Raw genomic sequence first — 19,378 nt, forward strand, 5'->3', positions numbered from 1 at the left:
TACTAAAAAATTAAAGGCCCTTTTTTATTGCAATAACGCTATTGTTCTCTATAGTTACTATTTTGTTGAAGAAAATTTTTAATGATTCGTAATAATCTTTTGGATAATAATCTGATGAAAATGATATTCTGTAATTAATCGTGAGAACTTTATTGTTTGCTTTGGCAGATAAGTGAAGTGTTCCTCCGTTATTTGGTAATCCAAACGAAGTATCTTCTGGGATATCTTCAAAGCTATAGTTTTCAGGTATTTCAAAAGTTATTTGATAGGTATATGAATCTTGATACCCAAAATCTATGGGATACGTTCTTTGGTTAAGTTTAAAAGGGTTTTCTTTAAAGAAAGGATTGCTAAATGGGTTAATGTAAAGAATATCTTCTATATCATCTGGATACCGTGTAAATAATACTTCTTCGACAAAGGGTGCGGGAAGATCATATTGATTTTTGATATCAATTTTGGTGATTTCTATATCGGGATTTACTTTTTTGATTCTTTCAATATACTTTTGTTTTTTAGCCATTTGATTACGTCTGAAGTATCCATGATAACCTCCATAAGCAAAAATTGCATCACAAAGAATTTGGTTGTCGGGTTGTAATATCATCTTTTCTTTAAAATAATAGTACGATCTCATCTTTGGCTTAATATCTACCCAAGAACTTCCATTTTTAAAGTCCATAAGTCTTCCGTATTGATTAAGACAACGAAAAGGAACATTTCCAAAAGGCAATGTGGATATAGATGCATCTAATAAATAGGAAGTAGTATCGATATTTAATTGCACTAATAAGTAGTTAAAATCAGAAATTACGGGATGTATTTTAACGATATACCCATTGTTTCTGGTGGCACTTAAAACGGGTTGCACAGAAAACCCTTGCTGTCTTAAAACATTATATAATAAAAGATTGATTTCAGAAATGTTTCCGGATTTAGTTTTAATAGCGTTTTTTAAGTCGACTTTTCGAAGCACATATAAATCACCATTAAACACATAGTTTTTGGTCAAATAGTGATAAATACGTTTGGCTTTATCTAGAGAATTTGGTAACAACGAAATTTCTTGTGGGAGTACGTCTTTTACCAAAGCATTCTTTTTTAAAAGCTGTCCAAAATTAGGGTCTTCTTTTAATTCTTTGTCTGCATCTTTCCAGGTTTTAGTATATTTTTTATGTGATCCGTCAAAACCTTTAAACTCGCTAAGCTCGTATGCTATTTTTGAAAAATAGTTCTTTTTGGCAGTCATATAATCTTCTTCGATAAATGCAGGAATGTTTTCCATGGCATATACATTATGAGAGCAATCGGCTTTACCACCTCCAGATACTTTAATACAGCCTTTTTTAATAGAAGATTCATTGGTTTTTAGTTTAAGAGGTCCTCTGATACGGGTGTTGTAAATATAGTTTCCGGGGATATCAGTAGTATATTCACTATATATTTTTGGGATATCATCCTGAAACTCCCACTCTCTAAAACGCCAAACAAAAGGAGAGCTCGTTTGGTAAGAATAAGTGATAACACATCCTGGTTTAAGGTTTGGCAAAGTAAACGTTACCAGTGTATGATTTTCATCATATTCGTTAAAAAAGATTTGATCTTTATCAAGAGTAACTTTTTTTATTTGATTATTTTCATACGTATACGTATGTGCAACGATGTTTTTGATTTTTTCTTTAGAGCTCTTGTTTTTTTTGTATAGAGGGATTTCTATTATTGCTTTTTCATAACCTTGTTCGGTTAAGATTTTAATTTTTGCACTGTAATCTGTTAGAATATCATAACTTCCTCCATCCTGAATTCTACTGTAACCTTTCTCATAAAGATATAGTGCATTTGCAGTGGTGTCTTTTGAGTATACCATTCTATTTAGATCGGCTTTACTTACTACCATATTTTTAGAATTATAGCTTTCCTGGGCTAGAGAAACTAATGTAAAAAAGAGTAGGTGTACTACCAGAACATATTTATTGATCATTGGTAAATGTTTGAATCTTTAATTTTTTATGAGTTCGCACATAACTTTGAATGATATGTTGCGCATCTCTATTATGTGTCATAGGTGAGACAATTGTACGTAGTATATCTACATTATTAATTTGATGATTAAGATTGAAATAGCCAATACCAACAAATTTCCCTTCTTCTATTAGTACAAAACCTTGTTCATCAATCTCTCGTCCTTTGTCAAGTATAATCATATTTTGATTTTCAAAAGATTGACTATTAATTAATTGTAGTGCCCTCTTGTTGTATGTTTCTGTTGATTCGTCCAGAATACAAGCACCAAAGCATTGTTTTATGGTATAATGAAAACAATTACCTTTGCTAGTGTCAAGATCCATAAGTTTTTGACAAAGATTGTATTCTTCTGTCCATCGATGCATGTATAGTTTTGCTTGTTGTTTGTTTGTAAAGGTGGTAATGCTCGATTTCTGGTTATCAACTTTTGCTATTTTAAGATTGATATATCCGTTTTTATCGGTGAATGAATATAATGCCTGATTAAAGTTACTTTTGCGTAAGGCACGATTATACACGGGCTTATTGCGTTTGATCTCTTCACTTTCTTTTAATAATGCTAATAGTTCACTTCCTGTAACCTCGTACGTAACGCTAACAACCTCTTCCTGGATTTTTTTTGATTTACGATTATCATTGGTAAAATGTTGGTTGAGGCGTTTTTTAATATTTTTGCTTTTACCGATATAAATGATAGTTCCATTTTCACGATGCATATAATATACTCCTGTAGCTGTAGGTGCCTTCTCTATAATGTCAAGTAGTTTACTATCTACTTGTCTCTTGGTTTCTGTTCTAACCGTTTCTGAAATAATTTTTTTCTCTAGATCTTTTAGTAGTAATAATTTAAAAAGTTTTACGGTGGCTAGCGCATCTCCGTTGGCCCTGTGCCTGTCTGAAAGAGGGATTCCTAATCCTCTAACTAATTTACCTAAACTATAAGATGGTTGATCGGGAATCAATTTTTTTGAAAGTTCTACGGTGCATAAGGATTGACGTTCAAAATCAAATCCTAGTCTAGAGAATTCTGTTTTTAAGATCCTATAATCAAAACTAGAATTATGAGCTACAATAACACAATCTTTTGTGATTTCTACGATTCTTTTAGCTACCTCAAAAAACTTAGGAGCATTACGCAACATCTGATTGTTAATACCCGTAAGATTTGCCACAAAAGGCTGTATAGGCCTTTCGGGATTAATTAATGATATGAATTGATCTACAACAGTATGTCCATCGAACTTATAAATTGCAATCTCAGTAATTCCTTCTTCATTATATTTCCCTCCTGTAGTTTCTATATCTAAAATTGCATACATAGTTGTCCTTTACAAATTATGATGGGGTGATTGTTTTAATTAATAAATGTAATTTATGTTGTGTTGGTCGGAAAATAAATACCCTTAAAAAAGTCAAAAATAACAAAATAACTTTTTATCAATTAAGATTACTAAAGATTGCCCAAATTTGTATGGTATTGTTCGCCTATTTATAATTTCTTACTCCAAAAATCGAACTTCCTATTCTTACCATTGTACTGTTACAATCAATAGCAATTTGGTAATCCCCACTCATTCCAATAGATAAAGTTGTCAAGTTTGGAAATTTTGGAAGGAGCTTTTTATAAAAACCGGCAATTTTTTTAAATTCATTTTTGATTTGTACTGTGTCATTTGTAAAGGTAGCCATACCCATAAGTCCTTGTATATTTATATGGGTTAGCTGTGCTACCTCTTCAGAATTTAAAAGAGCGAGTGCATCTTCTTCATGAAGCCCAAACTTACTTTCTTCTGTAGCAATTTTGATTTGTAATAAACAATTAATAGTCCTTTCGTATTTTATTGCTTGTTTGTTTATTTCTTTTAGTAGTTTATAACTGTCAACTGCATGAATAAGGTCTACAAAAGGAGCCATATACTTAACCTTGTTGGTCTGTACATGTCCAATCATATGCCAGCTAATGTCTTTGGGCATAGTTTCCCATTTTTCTACCATTTCCTGAATTTTGTTTTCTCCAAAAATACGATGCCCCGCATTATAGGCTTGCATGATGTCAGAAACAGGTTTGGTTTTAGAAACAGCTACCAGAGTTACTTCTTCTGGAATAGATGTCTTAATAGAACTTAGGTTCGTTTTGATTTCATTCATAGAATGCAAAGATAATTATTAAGCTCTTTTGGAAACAAAAGATAGGGATAAATTAAGTTTGCATTAGTGTATGTCAATTATGAAAATTTAAAATTCATATATGGTAATGGCACTTCTTAATTTAGGTTCTATATAGGTGCTTTTTGGGGGCATGGTTAGCCCTTCTTCTGCAATTTTTTTAACATGCGCAATAGAGGCAGGAAAAAGCCCAAAACCAACTTTGAATTCACCACTATCAACCATACTTTTTATCATAGCAATGTCATTTTTACCATGTAGATACTGAATGCGTGTATCGGTTCTTAGATCTTTTATATTTAAAATAGGCTTTAAGACGGTCTGGTATAAGATTTGGGCATCTAGTTCTTCAAGAGCATTGGTGAATTTGTAAGCTGTTTTTCGTAGGTTTAATGAATAAAAATCACCATCCAGATACATGCTGAAATGATGAATTTTTGAAGGCTTAGGGATTTCTAATCCTCTTTTTTCTATTCTAAACCATTCATCTAGTTGGACCAAAAATTCTTCTTTGGATAAACCATTTAAGTCTTTTATCAACCTGTTAAACTCATAAATTTTAAGGTTAGATTCGGGAATCAAATAACTCATAAAAAAATTATAGGGTTCGGTACCTTTGTGTTTTGGGTTTGTCTCTTTTTGCTCTTGAGATAGCAAGAAAGATGAGGCCGAACGATGATGACCATCTGCTATATAAATTGTATCGATCGAAGAAAATGCTTGTTGAATATCAGAGATTAGTTTTTCCTCATCTATCTTCCAGAGATAATGAGTATCTCTGTAAGTAGTGGTAAATTCATACTCTGGTCGTTCTTTACTTACTTGAGAGATAATATCTGCAATGACATCATTATCTGGATAAGTGAGTAGAACAGGTTCTGCATTAAACCTTACAGTCTTTAGATATTCTTTAAACGTATGTTCTCTGTCCTGTAATGTGTCTTCATGTTTTTTGATGATATTGTTCTTATAATCTTCTGCGCAAGTTGCTGCAATAATCCCATGAAATGATTCTTGTTCTCGATTTACAATTTTATACACATAATAACTAGGAGTATCATCCTTCATGAAAATTTCATCTTCTTTAAATTCCAGATATCTGTTACGAACCAATTTATAACGTTCTTCTCCTGCAATCTCTTTTTGATACTTATAACCTGGGTTGATGATGTGTAAGAAGGAATAAGGGTTGTAATTCATTCTGGAGTCTCTTTCGAACGGAGTATAACTCTGGTACGACCTACAGGCAACAAGGCTTATTTTATCTCTTGTGGGTCTAACTGCTCTAAAGGGATGAACTTTTGCCATGTTTGGTCGTTTTTTTTAGATGGTTCTATTAAAATATAGGTGTTATCGTTGTGTTTTATAGTTTGATTAACTCTTTATTAAACTGTTTTGCAACCTTTTCTGCCTTTCTGCTATTTGTATAGTCATAGAATCCTTCGCCACTTTTAATCCCTAGTTTACCCGCTCTTACCATATTAACCAATAGGGGGCAAGGAGCATATTTAGGATTTTTAAAACCTTCATACATAACATTAAGAATAGAAAGACAGACATCTAGCCCTATAAAATCGGCTAATTGTAAAGGCCCCATAGGGTGGGCCATTCCCAGTTTCATAACGGTATCGATTTCAGAAACTCCAGCAACACCATTATATAATGTTTCAATTGATTCATTAATCATTGGCATTAAAATTCGATTGGCCACAAATCCTGGATAGTCATTTACTTCGACAGGTGTTTTTCCTAATGTTTTTGATAGACTCATAACAGTATTGGTTACCTCGTCAGAAGTATTATACCCTCTTATAATTTCTACCAATTTCATCAAAGGTACAGGGTTCATAAAGTGCATACCGATAACCATTTCTGGTCGATCTGTGGCGGCAGCTATTTGTGTTATAGATATAGATGAGGTATTCGTTGCCAAAATAGTATCCTCTGGGCAGACAGCGCTTAGCTCTTTAAACAATTGTAGTTTTAAAGCCACATTTTCTGTAGCAGCTTCGACCACAAGTCCAGCATATTCTACGCCTTCTTTAATATTTGTAAATGTAGAAATGTTTGCCAGTGTTGTTTCTTTATCACTTTCTGATATTTTCTCTTTGGCAATCATCCTATCCAGATTTTTCGTAATGGTTGATAGGCCACGATTGATAGCTTCTTGAGAAATATCAATGAGTTGTACTTTAAAACCATTTTGAGCAAATGTGTGTGCAATACCATTTCCCATGGTACCAGCACCTATTACGGCAATGTTTTTCATCTGTATAATATTTTTGAAAATGTTTTAAACTCTATCCTAGAATCAAGTAAAATACACGATTCTGTAATAACATAATAACCGTTCAGAATAGGAAAAAGATGATAGACTGGCCAATTAATAGGGGTACTAAAAGCAGTCTATGATTTGTAAAGCCACTTCGAGTGCTTTTTTTCCTTGTTCCAAAGAAACGATAGGAGTAGTGTCGTTAGTAATTGCATCTGCAAAAGTTTCTAACTCATCTAATATCGCATTATTGGTTGCTATTGTTGGGTTGTCAAAATATATTTGTTTCTTAATCCCTTCTGCATTTTGCAGAATCATTGCAAAATCATCTGGGGTCTTTGGCGCATCTTTCATTTTTACCACTTCGCATTTTTTCTCAAAGAAATCTACAGAGATATAAGCGTCTTTTTGAAAAAACCTCGTTTTTCTCATGTTTTTTAGTGATATCCTACTTGCTGTAAGATTTGCAACACATCCATTTTCAAATTCGATACGTGCATTGGCAATATCAGGAGTTTCGCTTATTACAGAAACACCACTTGCACTTATCTGTTTCACATCAGAATGCACCACATTCAAAATAGCATCGATATCATGAATCATAAGATCAAGTACTACAGGAACATCTGTACCTCTGGGATTAAATTCTGCCAATCGGTGTGTTTCTATAAACATAGGATTGTCAATTTTGTTTACCACCGATGTATATGCCGGATTAAAACGCTCTACATGCCCTACTTGCCCTTTTACATGATGTTTTTTTGCCAGTTCGATAAGCTGCGTTGCTTCTGCAACAGTATTGGTGATAGGTTTTTCTATAAAAACATGTTTACCTGCCTGTATGGCTTGCTTTGCAACTTCAAAATGAGCAAAAGTAGGAGTAACGATATCCACAACATCGACTGCATTAATTAATTCTTCGACAGAATTAAATAATTGATACCCTAATTCTTTTGCAATAAGAGTTGCTTGAGATTGATTGGTGTCATAAAAACCAACCAAGTTATATTTTTCAGATTCTTCTAGTAGACGTAAATGGATTTTACCAAGGTGTCCCGCACCGAGTACTCCGGCTTTGAGCATAATTTGTGATTTTAGACAAAAATAGCATTATTTATAAATTTTAATCTTAATTATCTGTAAAATGCTAAATTTTAATTAGAGAGAGAAAAGAAGAGTTTTCTATGAATTCTTAATTTGTATAAATAGTAAATTATAAATGTGTAAATGTATGAGTATAGGCAAAATGGTATTTTTCTGTTATTTTTTTAGGGAGAAAAGTATAAACAGACCAAATGTTTGCGTAATTTTATCGTGCTAAATAACCCTAGTAATGCAGAAGGATACCCTTAGACACGCCGGACAAAGAAAGCAACTGGTTGATATTTTAATAAAGAAAGGAATCAAAGATAAAGCTGTATTAGCAGCGATTGGAAAAATACCAAGACATTTATTTATTGATTCTGGTTTTGAAGATCATGCTTATCAAGATAAAGCGTTTCCTATTGCTGCTGATCAAACCATCTCGCAGCCATTCACAGTTGCTTTTCAGAGTGAATTATTACAAGTTACAAAAGGAGATAATGTATTAGAAATTGGTACTGGGTCTGGATATCAAACAGCAGTATTATGCGAGTTAGGCGTAAAAGTGTATAGTATTGAACGCCAACAAGAATTGTTCAAAAAAACCAAGCTGTTTTTGTCAAAATTAGGATATCGGCCTAGACATTTATCTTTTGGAGACGGTTATAAAGGATTGCCAGAGCATGCCCCTTATAAAGCAATTATTGTAACTGCAGGAGCACCTTTTGTACCCAAACCCTTATTAGCACAATTACAAATTAATGGACGATTAGTAATCCCGGTAGGAGAAGATGTGCAGATTATGACCTTGTTTATACGTAAAAGTGAAACCGAATTCGAGAAACACGAGTTTGGTGAGTTTAGGTTTGTTCCCTTATTAGAAAATAAGAATTAAAACTATTCAATTTTGTGTTGTTGAAGTAATTGAGGTAATATGTACTATTTCAAAATGTTTGTAGTATGAATAAAAAGCTTTCCAAAAAAATAGACTTTAATAACAAAGTTTTTAAGTTAGTTCAGAATAGTGATCATGGCAGTGCAAGTGATCAAACAAAATTTATTTACAAACAGGATGGTAATTTGGTTACTGCAGATTATTATGGTGGGGAAGTACGATATGGAAAAATAATTGCCGAACTAAAAAATGAAAAGTTGCATATGATTTATCAATGTATGACAACAACCAATGAATTGAAAACGGGTAAAGCTTTGGCAGATATTACATTGGATGATAAAGGAAAAATAAAACTAAAATTAAATTGGGAGTGGCTAACTTCTCAAGAGAAAGGAGTTTCTGAATACATAGAAGAATAATGAAGAAATAATACTAAGCTATTATCTAAACTCTTTTTTAATTCTATCCAGATTTCTTTTATTATCGCGATCCTTGATAGTCTCTCTTTTGTCATACATTTTTTTACCTCTAGCAAGTATAATATCAAGTTTTGCTAATCCTCGTTCATTTATAAATAAACGAGTTGGGATAATTGTTAATCCCGAATTTTTAACCTCTTTTTCTAATTTTTTGAGTTCTTTTTTATTTAGAAGTAATTTTCGTTCACTTTTTGGATTGTGATTAAAATAGGTAGCATGCGAATATTCTTCTATATGCATATTGATTACAAAAAGTTCACAACCGTTATGAAACTCACAAAAACTTTCGGCAATACTTGCCTTGCCCTCTCTAATAGATTTTATTTCGGTACCAGCCAGTTTAATACCGGCGGTGTATTTATCTATAAATTCGTACTCGAATTTAGCCTTACGGTTTAATATATTGATTTTATTCTGATTCATTTTTATGAGTAACCTTAATGAAAGGTCACAAAAATACAAAGAACAAGATGATGTACATGTCTTTTCTAATGTAAATTTATAATGACACCCTTTAAGTTTTAATAAATAAGTCATTTTGATAGATTTCTAAAATGTAAATTTTAGCTATCAACACAATTTAAAAATTAAGAGTTATCAAATAAACTACAGAATTATTGGCTTATTCTTGCACTGGCACTTGAATGGGATGAAATTGAATGGTAGAAATCTTTCCATCCTTGGTAATCTGTATCTGAATTTCTAAATTAGATTTTTCAAACGCTCCAGTAAAGCTATGTACTCCCTCTTCAGTTTGCATAGGTGTTATACTTTTAAGGCTACCAAATCTATCAAAACATCCTTTTACAAAACCAACAACGCCTTCTTTGGTCATTTCTTCCTGTAGGCCTGCAGTATACATATCAAAAATGGCATCTACATTTTGAGCATTATAGTTTGTTTGAAATGTAGCCATTGTTTTTGCATAGCTTTCTGCATCCTGCGCAAGGATAAATTGAGTGGCAAAACAAATTAGTAGTAATATTACATACTTCATAATATTCTTATTTTGGGATTTAGGGACTGCAAAATAATTATCTTTTTTAAAAATTAAAAACAAATAGAGATCAAATCGTCCTTATATATCTAAAATAGAGTGCTATTGGTTAAGTAAGGGTTTAACAAAACTCTCACAAATTATTGTGTTTGGAAACCTTAATTTAGCAATTCACTTAATCCTAAATGTTATGAAACTCTCTGTGTTAGCTTGTTTTTGCGTATATTTTTTCTGTTTGACAACTTTTGCCCAGTTTTCTGCACAAGAAATAGTAAATAAAACGATCGAAGCAGCAGGAGGGGAGCGTTATAATAATAACACATCTATCTATTTTTCATTTAGAGGAAAAAAATACGAAAGCAAAAGAAAAAAGGGGCATTATCAATTAGAAAGATTGATAGAAAATACCCAAGGTACAATTCATGATATTGTAAGTAACACTGGTTTGAAGCGTATGGTGGATAACTGCCCGGTAGCGGTTGCTGATTCTTTAGTAACAAAAATAAGCGATGGTGTTAATTCTGTTCACTATTTTGCTAATTTACCCTTTGGACTTAACGCGCCTGCTGTACAAAAAGAGTTGGTAGGAGAATCTAATTTGGGTGAAAATAGATATTATAAAGTAAAGGTAACCTTTAAAAAAGAAGGAGGAGGCACCGATTTTGAAGATGAGTTTCTATATTGGATTCATAAAGAAAATTTTACTGTTGATTTTCTGGCATATAAATATGCTGTTCACGGTGGGGGAATACGTTTTAGAGAAGCGTATAACCCCCGGGTTATAAACGGTATTAGGTTTGTAGATTATAAAAATTATAAAACAGATGATTTATCTACTTCATTGGATGAGTTAGATAAAGTCTATGAACAACAAGGTCTAAAATTACTATCAAAAATCGAGCTTAAAGAAATCTTTGTACAAGTAGATGTGTGCTGTTAAAGAAATACAGAATGTTTTATGTAAGCATTCCTGTTTCCCAGATAACAATTAACATTGATACAATGGCAATAATAAAAAAGCCTATATAAATAAGAGAACTTCTTTTTTTATAAGAAGGGTCTACATTATTAGAAGATTTCATATAGCAGTTTTGTATGGTCGTGTTTACTTTTTATAAGACGTTAAATAAATGTAAATGTTACACACTTTGTGTTTTTAGTTGTAAAATTCTTTCCTCAAAGCTTCCTATACCAACAGGTGAGTGAACATTTTGAAATAACTCTATTAGTTGATCACTGTGATTCCAGCGTTTTTGTTGTAATAAATTGTAATGAACAAAAGTACTCCAAAGAATAGCTTTTAATTCTGTTTTATCAGTATTCCACATTCTAATTTCTACACGTAGTTGATTTTCACTAAATGAGATTAGTTGAGAATCAATAACAACTTCTTCCATTAATAAAGCGGGTTTTAAATATGCAATTTGATTAGTCCCTACTACCCAACTTACTCCTTGTGTTTTAGCTAAAGAAAAAATATCTAAATTGTAATTTAGTTCAATTTGATCTTCTCGTGCATTAATCATATAATTAATATATGAAGCATTGTTAAGGTGATTAAAAGGGTCACAATCCTGAAATCTGATTTTTGCTTTGCTTTCTAATATTTTTGGTAGTTTCATTGTGATTGATTTTTTAAATATACCAATTGGTATATTTTTGGTTAAAAAAATTATTGTTTTAGTTCTTTATTAATCATTGTATCTATTTGATCCATAGTTTGGATAAGATAGCTATTGTCTTCCATGGTATGTGTCATAAAAATAGCTCCGATAATCATGGTATATAGTCTTTTGGCATATAAAAGTGGAGTTATATCCTGATTGATCTCTTGATGATCTTGTCCGGCTTCTATAATTTTAACCAAATTACCTTTGATTTTGGAGATCGTATATTTTACACGTTCAAATAACAATGGGTTTTGATGTTTTGCATCTACCCCCATATTTAAAACAGGACATCCGCCTAATTCTTGGCTAAAATCATAGTAGTTTCGGTAAAAATCTGTGATTAAAAAAAGCTTTTCTAAAGGCGAATTTGTTATGGACTGATGATCTGTTATGCGTCGTAACATTTTTTTTACAGTGGTGTTAAACGCAGCAACGGCTAGCTCTTCTTTATTCTTAAAATTACCATAAATAGCCCCTTTTGTCAAACCGGTTGCTTTGGTGATATCACTAAGACTTGTACCTGCATACCCGTTTTTATTAAAAATGGGAGCAACAATTTCGATAATATACTCTGATGTTTGTACAGCTTTCGTGTTCATCTTAGTGAATAAAGATTTTTACAAATATACAATAATATACCGATCGGTATATTGTTTTGTAAAATAAATTTTTAAACTCGATTTATAACAGAGAGCTTTGTGTCAAATAAGCCCTGTTAGTACTCGATAAGGTTTTATGATTTCTAGTTTTGCTGAAAAGCAGTATGATTAAGATTAGGTTGGTAAGTTTTAGAAATGCTCTTGGGTAATTCTTTTGCGCTTTCTACTTCTTTTGCCTGAAGCTTTTTTAAAATATCGAATTTTTCAAGAACATTTTCTGCCAGATCACATTCTGTCGTGATATTTCTTACCCGGTGTGTTGTGATTTTTATACTATCATTATGGTTTTGGAAACTTTTAAATTGACACTTAATCGCTTTTCTATTCTTAAAATAAAACCTATCCTCAAGTGTCAATGTAATGTTTTTTACATCGCTTTTGATAACCCCTTTTTTTCTATAGTCTTTATATCTGATAACTTGTGTTGTGTACTGAAAAAACAACTGATCATCCCAGACATAAAACTCATCCTTATAAGTTGTATGCCCCCAAGTATATATATGTTCTATATACTTTAGCTCGTTTCCATTATAATAAAAGGTTAATGGGCTTTTTTTATAAGAAATATTGAAAGTGTATCCGGTATTGTATTGTCTTAAAGCATCCTTGCTCATTAATTCTTTTATTACCTGATATTTGTTATGAATATCGGATAAAATCTCCTTTTTGTTTTGGCAGAAAGAGAAAGAGGAGGTTAAAAGAATAATGGTTAGAAATATCGGTTTCATTTCGGCGGAAATGTACTTAAAATCGCGATGTATTACACAGTAAGTTATTAACCATTGTAGGAATAAAATCGTTAATACGTGAGGTAAAACCGTATTTTTAGAGATGTTTGACCGTGTGTGGTGTGGTATTTTTTGTTTACAAAAAAATAGGCAGTCGATTTTATTTAAAAAAGACTACCTATTTTATGTTTTAAACTGGATTATATGTATTAAGAAACCAAGTCTTCCTGATTTCTGAAAACCAGATTGTTATCAAATTCATCTAATAAAATAGATTTATTTGTAGAAATTTTACCTGCTAGAATCTCTTTAGAAAGTTTATTAAGTACTTCTTTTTGAATAGTTCGTTTTACGGGTCTGGCACCAAACTCTGGCTGAAACCCTTTTTCAGAAAGGTAATTAATGGCTTCTTCTGTAGCATTTAGTTTGATATGTTGATCTGCTAACATGTCGCCAACATGTTTTAGTTGCAGTCTGACAATTTCTATGATATTAGTTTTTGTAAGCGGTGTAAACATTATAATATCGTCGATCCTGTTTAGAAACTCTGGACGAACAGATTGTTTTAATAATCCTAATACATCAACTTTTGCAGCTTCCATAGCCGTATCCATATCCTTAATATTTTCAAATTTGTCCTGGATAATATGGCTTCCCATGTTACTGGTCATGATGATAATGGCATTTCTAAAATCTGCCGTTCTTCCTTTGTTATCGGTCAATCTTCCTTCGTCCAATACTTGTAAAAGAACATTAAATGTATCTGGATGTGCTTTTTCTATTTCATCTAGAAGTACAACAGAATATGGTTTTCTTCGTACAGCTTCTGTTAATTGACCTCCTTCTTCATATCCTACATATCCCGGAGGTGCCCCCATCAACCTACTTACAGAATGTCTTTCTTGGTATTCGCTCATGTCAATTCTTGTGATCGCATTTTCATCATTAAAAAGATAATCAGCCAAAGCTTTTGCTAATTCTGTTTTACCAACTCCTGTGGTCCCCAGGAATAAGAAAGAACCAATGGGTTTTTTCTGATCCTGTAAACCTGCTCTGCTTCTTCTTACAGCATCACTCACTGCTTCTATTGCTTCTGTTTGACCAACAACACGTTTTTGAAGCTCTTTTTCTAATACCAATAATTTTTCGCGCTCACTTTGAAGCATTTTGGTAACAGGTATACCTGTCCATTTAGCAATAACTTCTGCGATATCATCATTGGTAACTTCTTCTTTAATTAATGAAGATTTATTCTGTTGTTCACTTAATTGTTTTTGTAAACTATCAAGCTTTTCCTGTGCGTCTTTTATTTTTCCATAGCGCAATTCGGCGACTTTGCCATAATCTCCGTTTCGTTCTGCACGTTCGGCCTCGAGCTTGTATTCTTCAATATTCGTTTTGGTATTTTGGATCGCATCTACTACTTCTTTTTCACTTTGCCATTGCGAATAAATCTCATTTCTATCTTCCTTAATATTGGCAAGATCAGCATTTAGTATTTTTAGTTTTGCTTCATCATTTTCTCTTTTTATAGCTTCAATCTCGATTTCTAGTTGCATTATCTTTCTATCCAATACATCTAGCTCTTCTGGTTTCGAGTTGATTTCCATTCGTAATTTAGAAGCTGCTTCATCAATAAGATCTATCGCTTTATCTGGTAAATAGCGATTGGTAATATATCGCTGTGATAACTCTACAGCGGCAATAATTGCTTCATCCTTTATGCGTACCTTATGATGAGTCTCATAATTACCTTTAATACCTCTTAGGATAGATATAGCACTTTCTGTATCGGGCTCATCAATTACTACTTTTTGAAAACGTCTTTCTAATGCTTTATCTTTTTCAAAGTATTTTTGATATTCATCTAAAGTGGTAGCGCCAATAGCACGTAGTTCACCCCTTGCTAATGCAGGTTTTAATATATTGGCGGCATCCATGGCTCCTTGTCCACCTCCTGCACCTACTAATGTATGTATTTCGTCTATAAACAATACAATGTCTCCATCGCTAGATGTTACTTCTTTTACAACAGATTTAAGTCTTTCTTCAAACTCTCCTTTAAATTTGGCACCTGCAATCAAGGCTCCCATATCCAAAGAAAAAACTTGTTTGTTTTTAAGGTTTTCAGGAATATCCCCAGCAATAATTCTATGTGCCAGACCTTCTGCAATTGCAGTTTTACCAACACCAGGTTCTCCTACCAGCATGGGATTGTTTTTGGTACGACGTGATAAAATTTGTAATACGCGTCTAATTTCTTCATCACGACCTATTACAGGATCTAATTTACCGTTTTCGGCCATTTCATTAAGGTTCTTGGCGTACTTACTTAATGATTGATAAGTGTCTTCTGCACTTTGTGAAGTTACTCTTTCTCCATTTCGAATTTCATGAATCGCTTCGGTAAGATGTTTTTCTGTGACTCCTTGATCCTTAAGTATCTGTGATATTTTACTTTTAGATTTGAAAATTGCAATAACAAGATGTTCTATAGAAACATATTCATCATTCATTTTTTTTGCAATAAGGCTAGCTTCATTTAATGATTTACCAGCTTCTCTCGATAGTTGTGTTTCTCCTCCAGATACTATTGGAAAACTTTTAAGTGTACTATCTAATACTTGTTGTAATAAAGAAATATTTACATTCAACTTTTTTAATAGAAAAGGCAGTACATTTTCGTCTACAGTAAATATAGCTTTAAATATATGTTCATTTTCTATTTGTTGATGTCCAAAGCCCTGAGCAAGTTGTTGTGCCTGCTGTATTGCTTCTTGTGATTTTATAGTGAAATTATTAAAATTCATTTACGGTTATTTTGCGGTTTACAAATCTGAATCAAATAATATTCCTAGTGAGCTTTAGTGTCAAAATGTCTTAATTTTATTAGGTATTCATGTCTTTTTGACTTGTTTTTGTTAGGTATAGCATTAAGAGAAATCATCACATCTATCTATTTTACTAAAGAAATATTTTTCTTAAACAACTAACCTCAAAAAAATGAATATTCTTTTGAGGTTAGTATCTTATTTTGATCATTGCATTAGCAAATTATTCTTCACTCCCTGAAGCGATAAATTTATAAACAATTCCGGCCAAAATTGCTCCTATAATAGGTGCAATCCAAAACAGCCATAATTGTTCTAATGCCCAATCACCAACAAACAAGGCTTGGCTGGTACTTCTTGCAGGATTTACTGAAGTATTGGTAACAGGGATGCTAATCAAATGTATTAAGGTTAACCCTAATCCTATTGCAAGACCAGCAAATCCTTTAGGTGCTTTAGAATGTGTAGCTCCTAAGATGATTATTAAAAACATAAAGGTCATTACAATTTCTGTAACTAATGCAGCTAACATAGAATATCCTCCGGGAGAATGTGCTCCATATCCGTTTGCGGCAAAACCACCTATTTCAAAACCAGCTTTTCCTGTGGCTATTACATACAGAATACCAGCACCTGCTATTCCTCCTACAATTTGAGCAGCAATATAAGGCAGTAAGTCTTTTTTGTCAAAGCGACCTCCGATCCATAATCCAATAGATACGGCAGGGTTTAAATGACATCCAGAAATATGACCAATAGCATATGCCATGGTAACTACGGTAAGACCAAAAGCCAGTGCAACTCCGGTAAAACCAATTCCTAATTCGGGATATGCAGCGGCAAGTACAGCGCTTCCACATCCACCTAGAACTAACCAAAGGGTTCCAATAAATTCTGCGATTAATTTTTTCATAAACGTTACATTATTTAATTATTATTTGTGTGTAGTTGTATGTAATGGGTTTATGTTAATTTTATCTTTAGGGGTCTTGTAAATTTACTTAAAAAAAATTACCAGATAGCTTTTATAGTTTGTTATTATCATAAAAGAGGCTGTCTAAATCTTTTTAGACAGCCTCTTTTTGATACGATTGTACCAATACCTAATTTAAGTTGGGTTGTGGTGTTAATCTTAAATATGGTTTTACTTCAGTATGTCCCTTTGGAAATAAGGTTGCAATTTCTTCATTTTTAACTGAAGGAACAATAACACAGTCATCACCATTATTCCAATTGGCAGGAGTTGCTACTTTATGATACGCAGTTAATTGTAAAGAATCAATAACTCGTAATAATTCATCAAAGTTTCTACCTGTTGAGGCTGGATAAGTAATAATTAATTTAACTTTTTTATCAGCTCCTATCACAAATACAGACCTTACTGTTAACTTATCATCAGAGTTGGGATGAATCATATCATATAAGGTAGATACTTTTCTGTCTTCATCGGCAATAATAGGAAAGTTAACCGTTGTGCTTTGCGTTTCGTTAATGTCATGTATCCAACCTCTATGTGATTCTAATCCATCAACACTAAGAGCGGCTACTTTTACATTTCTTTTAGCAAATTCATCTTTATATTTTGCTACTGTACCTAGTTCTGTAGTGCAAACAGGAGTATAATCTGCAGGGTGAGAGAATAAAATACCCCAGCTATCACCAAGCCACTCATGAAAATTAATTTCTCCCTCTGTTGATTGTGTTGTGAAATTTGGTGCTTCATCACCTAATCTAATTGTGCTCATTTTAATGGTTTTTTAAGTCAATAATTTATGTTTCTGAGTTTGTTGTAATTTTTAGCCTAAGCTAACAATAAGTAATAGGAAAATTATAATTTATTTTTAGTTTAACAACTAATTAAGTGAATCCATATTGATATATTTTAATTTATTTTCTATCGGATATTTTTGTTTTTTTATTAAACTATAAAAGGTTTATTACCATTCACTTTTTAAGATCCCATAGCTTATAGAATCGTAGTATTTACCATCAATTATTCTTGCTTTTCTATAACAGGCTTCTTTTTTCATTCCAAGCTTTTCTGCAAGTTTAATCATCCCAAAGTTACCAGACCAGGTACTAATGCCTAGTCGTATGATTTCTTTTTTCTCATCAAATATTTTATCGATCCATTGTGTAAGAGCAATCTGCCCAATTCCTTTATTCCAAAATTTTTCATTGAAAATAGCAATTCCAATTTCGAGCCAATGGGTTTCTTTAGATCGCCAATACCAACTAACCTCTCCAATAATTTCATTTTGGGCATTAGAAATGATTCTTTTGTGTTCTAAAACAGTTTTTCCCTGAAGTAATTCTGCTCTTAATTGTTGTATTTGTTCTTCTATATCTTTTTCAGAATCTTTTTCAAAATAGGGACCGTTAAATGAATGGTATTTATGATGAGGAAGTTTCCAAAATTTATATTCTTCAAGATCATCAAGTTCAAGTTTCCTTAATTTTATCACAATAGTACATTAGAAGTGTTTTCGGAAATAAAAATAAGGAGAAATATTAAAAGTCTATGAGAGGAAGTATTGGGGATATTATAAACCCATTTTATGGCTTATTTATATGAAACAACCCTCTACTTTTTTCCAGATAATTTTATGTATAGGTAACAGATATTATAATGTATTTAATACTATAGCATATAATTTTCTGTTACCTATATGCTTTTGAAGTGTTTTTTTATGTTTTTACGAATGCTTTCTTTTATTTAAAAATGACTTTATCGAAAATATAACCCCAAGAAAGATTAAAATGTATAACCCATATTGCGATAAAAAACTACCTATTACCGTTTTTACAATAGCTGGATTACTTTGATCATAATGTATAGTAATTTGATCACCCACAGATTTCATACTGCCAATAAACGGAACTCTAAATAGCTCTGCAGACCCTAATTGTTCTGTTCCGTCTTCAAGTTTAAACTTTATAAGAGCAAATTCTTTTGTTTTACGATTTCTTTTTATTGAAATTTCTATAATTTCCCCTTCTGTTTTTATCCAATTTGTTTCTTGGGAAAAACTTTGAGAAGTGATTGAAAAGAATAATACTAAAGTTAGCGTGTAGATAAATTTCATTATACGATTTCAATTTTTTTAAATAGTTCTTCGAATTCTTTAAATGCTTTTTTTTGCGAACTTAAGAGTAAAAGGTCTTTGATTTTACCAATAACGATTTCATCGATCCTTCTATGTCTTTGTTGATTTTTACCAAGGTAAGCATTCATTATCACATTGGGAACAATATGGGTCATTTTTAGTGATTTCTCATGAGGTAAATATACTTTTACCCCATGTAATGCGTTTTTTTTAATAACTACGCATGTTTCCATTTGACCATTAGTATCTGTTCTCATATCCCATTTATCATAGTCTTTCGAACATTCGTAAGAGCTTTCGTTTTTTACAAATTCAAGAATCTTATCTAAAGAATTGTAATCATTTTTGATAGTAATTTGTTTTTCCACTTGTTTGAGCTTTTTTTGAATTCATTAATCCATCGCTACAAATGCCTAATACAAGAATTAGTGCAGGATGCAGAATGAATCAAATGGTATGATTATAC

The 19,378-nt window shown here is 32.2% G+C and carries 20 protein-coding genes and 1 pseudogene; 3 read left to right on the forward strand and 18 right to left on the reverse strand.

Annotated elements, in window-relative coordinates; translation table 11 throughout:
* Positions 1-10: 10 nt before the first annotated feature.
* From ABW636_RS11930 to ABW636_RS11955, 6 genes are all read right to left on the reverse strand, one after another.
* On the reverse strand, positions 11-1,981 hold the full coding sequence (locus tag ABW636_RS11930; protein ID WP_367590236.1) for a DUF3858 domain-containing protein: 1,971 nt from the start codon (positions 1,979-1,981) through the stop codon (positions 11-13).
* Positions 1,971-3,344: an exonuclease domain-containing protein gene (locus ABW636_RS11935; protein WP_367590237.1), complete on the reverse strand. Its 1,374-nt coding sequence runs from the start codon at positions 3,342-3,344 to the stop codon at positions 1,971-1,973. The genes ABW636_RS11930 and ABW636_RS11935 overlap by 11 nt, the downstream gene beginning before the upstream one ends.
* 166 nt (positions 3,345-3,510) lie before the next feature.
* A complete protein-coding gene (locus tag ABW636_RS11940; protein ID WP_367590238.1) occupies positions 3,511-4,173 on the reverse strand; it encodes a YggS family pyridoxal phosphate-dependent enzyme in 663 nt (220 codons plus the stop codon).
* 87 nt (positions 4,174-4,260) lie between these two features.
* On the reverse strand, positions 4,261-5,499 hold the full coding sequence (locus ABW636_RS11945) for a DUF1015 domain-containing protein (RefSeq protein WP_367590239.1): 1,239 nt from the start codon (positions 5,497-5,499) through the stop codon (positions 4,261-4,263).
* A gap of 55 nt (positions 5,500-5,554) precedes the next feature.
* The gene (locus ABW636_RS11950; protein WP_367590240.1) at positions 5,555-6,460 is read right to left on the reverse strand and encodes a 3-hydroxybutyryl-CoA dehydrogenase; all 906 of its coding nucleotides are present in this window, start codon (positions 6,458-6,460) and stop codon (positions 5,555-5,557) included.
* A 126-nt stretch (positions 6,461-6,586) separates the two neighbouring features.
* Positions 6,587-7,546 carry a Gfo/Idh/MocA family protein gene (locus ABW636_RS11955; protein WP_367590241.1) on the reverse strand — a complete coding sequence of 320 codons (960 nt, stop codon included), beginning with the start codon at positions 7,544-7,546 and terminating at the stop codon, positions 6,587-6,589.
* Positions 7,547-7,796: 250 nt separating this feature from the next.
* On the opposite strand from ABW636_RS11955, the gene ABW636_RS11960 reads away from it, so the two are divergent.
* The gene (locus ABW636_RS11960; RefSeq protein WP_367590242.1) at positions 7,797-8,441 is read left to right on the forward strand and encodes a protein-L-isoaspartate(D-aspartate) O-methyltransferase; all 645 of its coding nucleotides are present in this window, start codon (positions 7,797-7,799) and stop codon (positions 8,439-8,441) included.
* A gap of 65 nt (positions 8,442-8,506) precedes the next feature.
* Positions 8,507-8,860: an avidin-fold protein gene (locus tag ABW636_RS11965; RefSeq protein ID WP_367590243.1), complete on the forward strand. Its 354-nt coding sequence runs from the start codon at positions 8,507-8,509 to the stop codon at positions 8,858-8,860.
* A gap of 21 nt (positions 8,861-8,881) precedes the next feature.
* On the opposite strand, the gene smpB is transcribed toward ABW636_RS11965, so the two are convergent.
* Positions 8,882-9,343, reverse strand: coding sequence for an SsrA-binding protein SmpB (smpB, locus tag ABW636_RS11970; protein ID WP_367590244.1), 462 nt, complete (start codon positions 9,341-9,343; stop codon positions 8,882-8,884).
* A 199-nt stretch (positions 9,344-9,542) separates the two neighbouring features.
* The gene (locus ABW636_RS11975) at positions 9,543-9,917 is read right to left on the reverse strand and encodes a DUF3887 domain-containing protein (RefSeq protein WP_367590245.1); all 375 of its coding nucleotides are present in this window, start codon (positions 9,915-9,917) and stop codon (positions 9,543-9,545) included.
* Between the two features lie 190 nt (positions 9,918-10,107).
* Between ABW636_RS11975 and ABW636_RS11980 the strand changes: the two genes are divergently transcribed.
* Complete coding sequence (locus ABW636_RS11980; protein ID WP_367590246.1) at positions 10,108-10,857, forward strand: DUF6503 family protein; 750 nt, start codon at positions 10,108-10,110, stop codon at positions 10,855-10,857.
* 16 nt (positions 10,858-10,873) lie between these two features.
* On the opposite strand, the gene ABW636_RS11985 is transcribed toward ABW636_RS11980, so the two are convergent.
* The 10 genes and pseudogenes from ABW636_RS11985 to ABW636_RS12030 all read right to left on the reverse strand — a co-directional run bounded on the left by ABW636_RS11985 (position 10,874) and on the right by ABW636_RS12030 (position 19,280).
* On the reverse strand, positions 10,874-10,999 hold the full coding sequence (locus ABW636_RS11985) for a hypothetical protein (protein WP_367590248.1): 126 nt from the start codon (positions 10,997-10,999) through the stop codon (positions 10,874-10,876).
* A gap of 57 nt (positions 11,000-11,056) precedes the next feature.
* The gene (locus tag ABW636_RS11990) at positions 11,057-11,539 is read right to left on the reverse strand and encodes an acyl-CoA thioesterase (RefSeq protein WP_367590249.1); all 483 of its coding nucleotides are present in this window, start codon (positions 11,537-11,539) and stop codon (positions 11,057-11,059) included.
* A gap of 50 nt (positions 11,540-11,589) precedes the next feature.
* Positions 11,590-12,186 carry a TetR/AcrR family transcriptional regulator gene (locus ABW636_RS11995; protein ID WP_367590250.1) on the reverse strand — a complete coding sequence of 199 codons (597 nt, stop codon included), beginning with the start codon at positions 12,184-12,186 and terminating at the stop codon, positions 11,590-11,592.
* A 143-nt stretch (positions 12,187-12,329) separates the two neighbouring features.
* Positions 12,330-12,974 (reverse strand): hypothetical protein, encoded by a 645-nt coding sequence (locus tag ABW636_RS12000; protein ID WP_367590251.1) that lies wholly within the window; start codon positions 12,972-12,974, stop codon positions 12,330-12,332.
* Between the two features lie 209 nt (positions 12,975-13,183).
* Positions 13,184-15,784 carry an ATP-dependent chaperone ClpB gene (gene clpB / locus ABW636_RS12005; protein WP_367590252.1) on the reverse strand — a complete coding sequence of 867 codons (2,601 nt, stop codon included), beginning with the start codon at positions 15,782-15,784 and terminating at the stop codon, positions 13,184-13,186.
* Positions 15,785-16,028: 244 nt separating this feature from the next.
* A pseudogene (aqpZ, locus tag ABW636_RS12010) lies at positions 16,029-16,721 on the reverse strand (aquaporin Z); the annotation flags it as partial.
* Positions 16,722-16,908: 187 nt separating this feature from the next.
* Positions 16,909-17,550 carry a peroxiredoxin gene (locus ABW636_RS12015; protein ID WP_367590253.1) on the reverse strand — a complete coding sequence of 214 codons (642 nt, stop codon included), beginning with the start codon at positions 17,548-17,550 and terminating at the stop codon, positions 16,909-16,911.
* A gap of 192 nt (positions 17,551-17,742) precedes the next feature.
* Positions 17,743-18,270, reverse strand: a complete 528-nt coding sequence (locus ABW636_RS12020; protein ID WP_367590254.1) for a GNAT family N-acetyltransferase — start codon at positions 18,268-18,270, stop codon at positions 17,743-17,745.
* A 231-nt stretch (positions 18,271-18,501) separates the two neighbouring features.
* A complete protein-coding gene (locus ABW636_RS12025; protein WP_367590255.1) occupies positions 18,502-18,891 on the reverse strand; it encodes a DUF3592 domain-containing protein in 390 nt (129 codons plus the stop codon).
* Complete coding sequence (locus tag ABW636_RS12030) at positions 18,891-19,280, reverse strand: hypothetical protein (RefSeq protein WP_367590256.1); 390 nt, start codon at positions 19,278-19,280, stop codon at positions 18,891-18,893. Before ABW636_RS12030 ends, ABW636_RS12025 begins: the two co-directional genes overlap by 1 nt.
* Positions 19,281-19,378: the final 98 nt, after the last annotated feature.

The organism is Aquimarina discodermiae (assembly GCF_040786235.1).
GTDB lineage: Bacteria > Bacteroidota > Bacteroidia > Flavobacteriales > Flavobacteriaceae > Aquimarina.

Coding starts and splice junctions, on each gene's coding strand:
- ABW636_RS11965 (WP_367590243.1), top strand. CDS start 8,507: ATGAATAAAAAGCTTTCCAAAAAAATAGACTTTAATAACAAAGTTTTT.
- ABW636_RS11990 (WP_367590249.1), bottom strand. CDS start 11,539: ATGAAACTACCAAAAATATTAGAAAGCAAAGCAAAAATCAGATTTCAG.
- ABW636_RS11935 (WP_367590237.1), bottom strand. CDS start 3,344: ATGTATGCAATTTTAGATATAGAAACTACAGGAGGGAAATATAATGAA.
- ABW636_RS11945 (WP_367590239.1), bottom strand. CDS start 5,499: ATGGCAAAAGTTCATCCCTTTAGAGCAGTTAGACCCACAAGAGATAAA.
- ABW636_RS12015 (WP_367590253.1), bottom strand. CDS start 17,550: ATGAGCACAATTAGATTAGGTGATGAAGCACCAAATTTCACAACACAA.
- ABW636_RS12025 (WP_367590255.1), bottom strand. CDS start 18,891: ATGAAATTTATCTACACGCTAACTTTAGTATTATTCTTTTCAATCACT.
- ABW636_RS11985 (WP_367590248.1), bottom strand. CDS start 10,999: ATGAAATCTTCTAATAATGTAGACCCTTCTTATAAAAAAAGAAGTTCT.
- ABW636_RS11930 (WP_367590236.1), bottom strand. CDS start 1,981: ATGATCAATAAATATGTTCTGGTAGTACACCTACTCTTTTTTACATTA.
- ABW636_RS11975 (WP_367590245.1), bottom strand. CDS start 9,917: ATGAAGTATGTAATATTACTACTAATTTGTTTTGCCACTCAATTTATC.
- ABW636_RS11940 (WP_367590238.1), bottom strand. CDS start 4,173: ATGAATGAAATCAAAACGAACCTAAGTTCTATTAAGACATCTATTCCA.
- ABW636_RS11950 (WP_367590240.1), bottom strand. CDS start 6,460: ATGAAAAACATTGCCGTAATAGGTGCTGGTACCATGGGAAATGGTATT.
- ABW636_RS11960 (WP_367590242.1), top strand. CDS start 7,797: ATGCAGAAGGATACCCTTAGACACGCCGGACAAAGAAAGCAACTGGTT.
- smpB (WP_367590244.1), bottom strand. CDS start 9,343: ATGAATCAGAATAAAATCAATATATTAAACCGTAAGGCTAAATTCGAG.
- ABW636_RS12000 (WP_367590251.1), bottom strand. CDS start 12,974: ATGAAACCGATATTTCTAACCATTATTCTTTTAACCTCCTCTTTCTCT.
- ABW636_RS11955 (WP_367590241.1), bottom strand. CDS start 7,546: ATGCTCAAAGCCGGAGTACTCGGTGCGGGACACCTTGGTAAAATCCAT.
- ABW636_RS11995 (WP_367590250.1), bottom strand. CDS start 12,186: ATGAACACGAAAGCTGTACAAACATCAGAGTATATTATCGAAATTGTT.
- ABW636_RS11980 (WP_367590246.1), top strand. CDS start 10,108: ATGAAACTCTCTGTGTTAGCTTGTTTTTGCGTATATTTTTTCTGTTTG.
- clpB (WP_367590252.1), bottom strand. CDS start 15,784: ATGAATTTTAATAATTTCACTATAAAATCACAAGAAGCAATACAGCAG.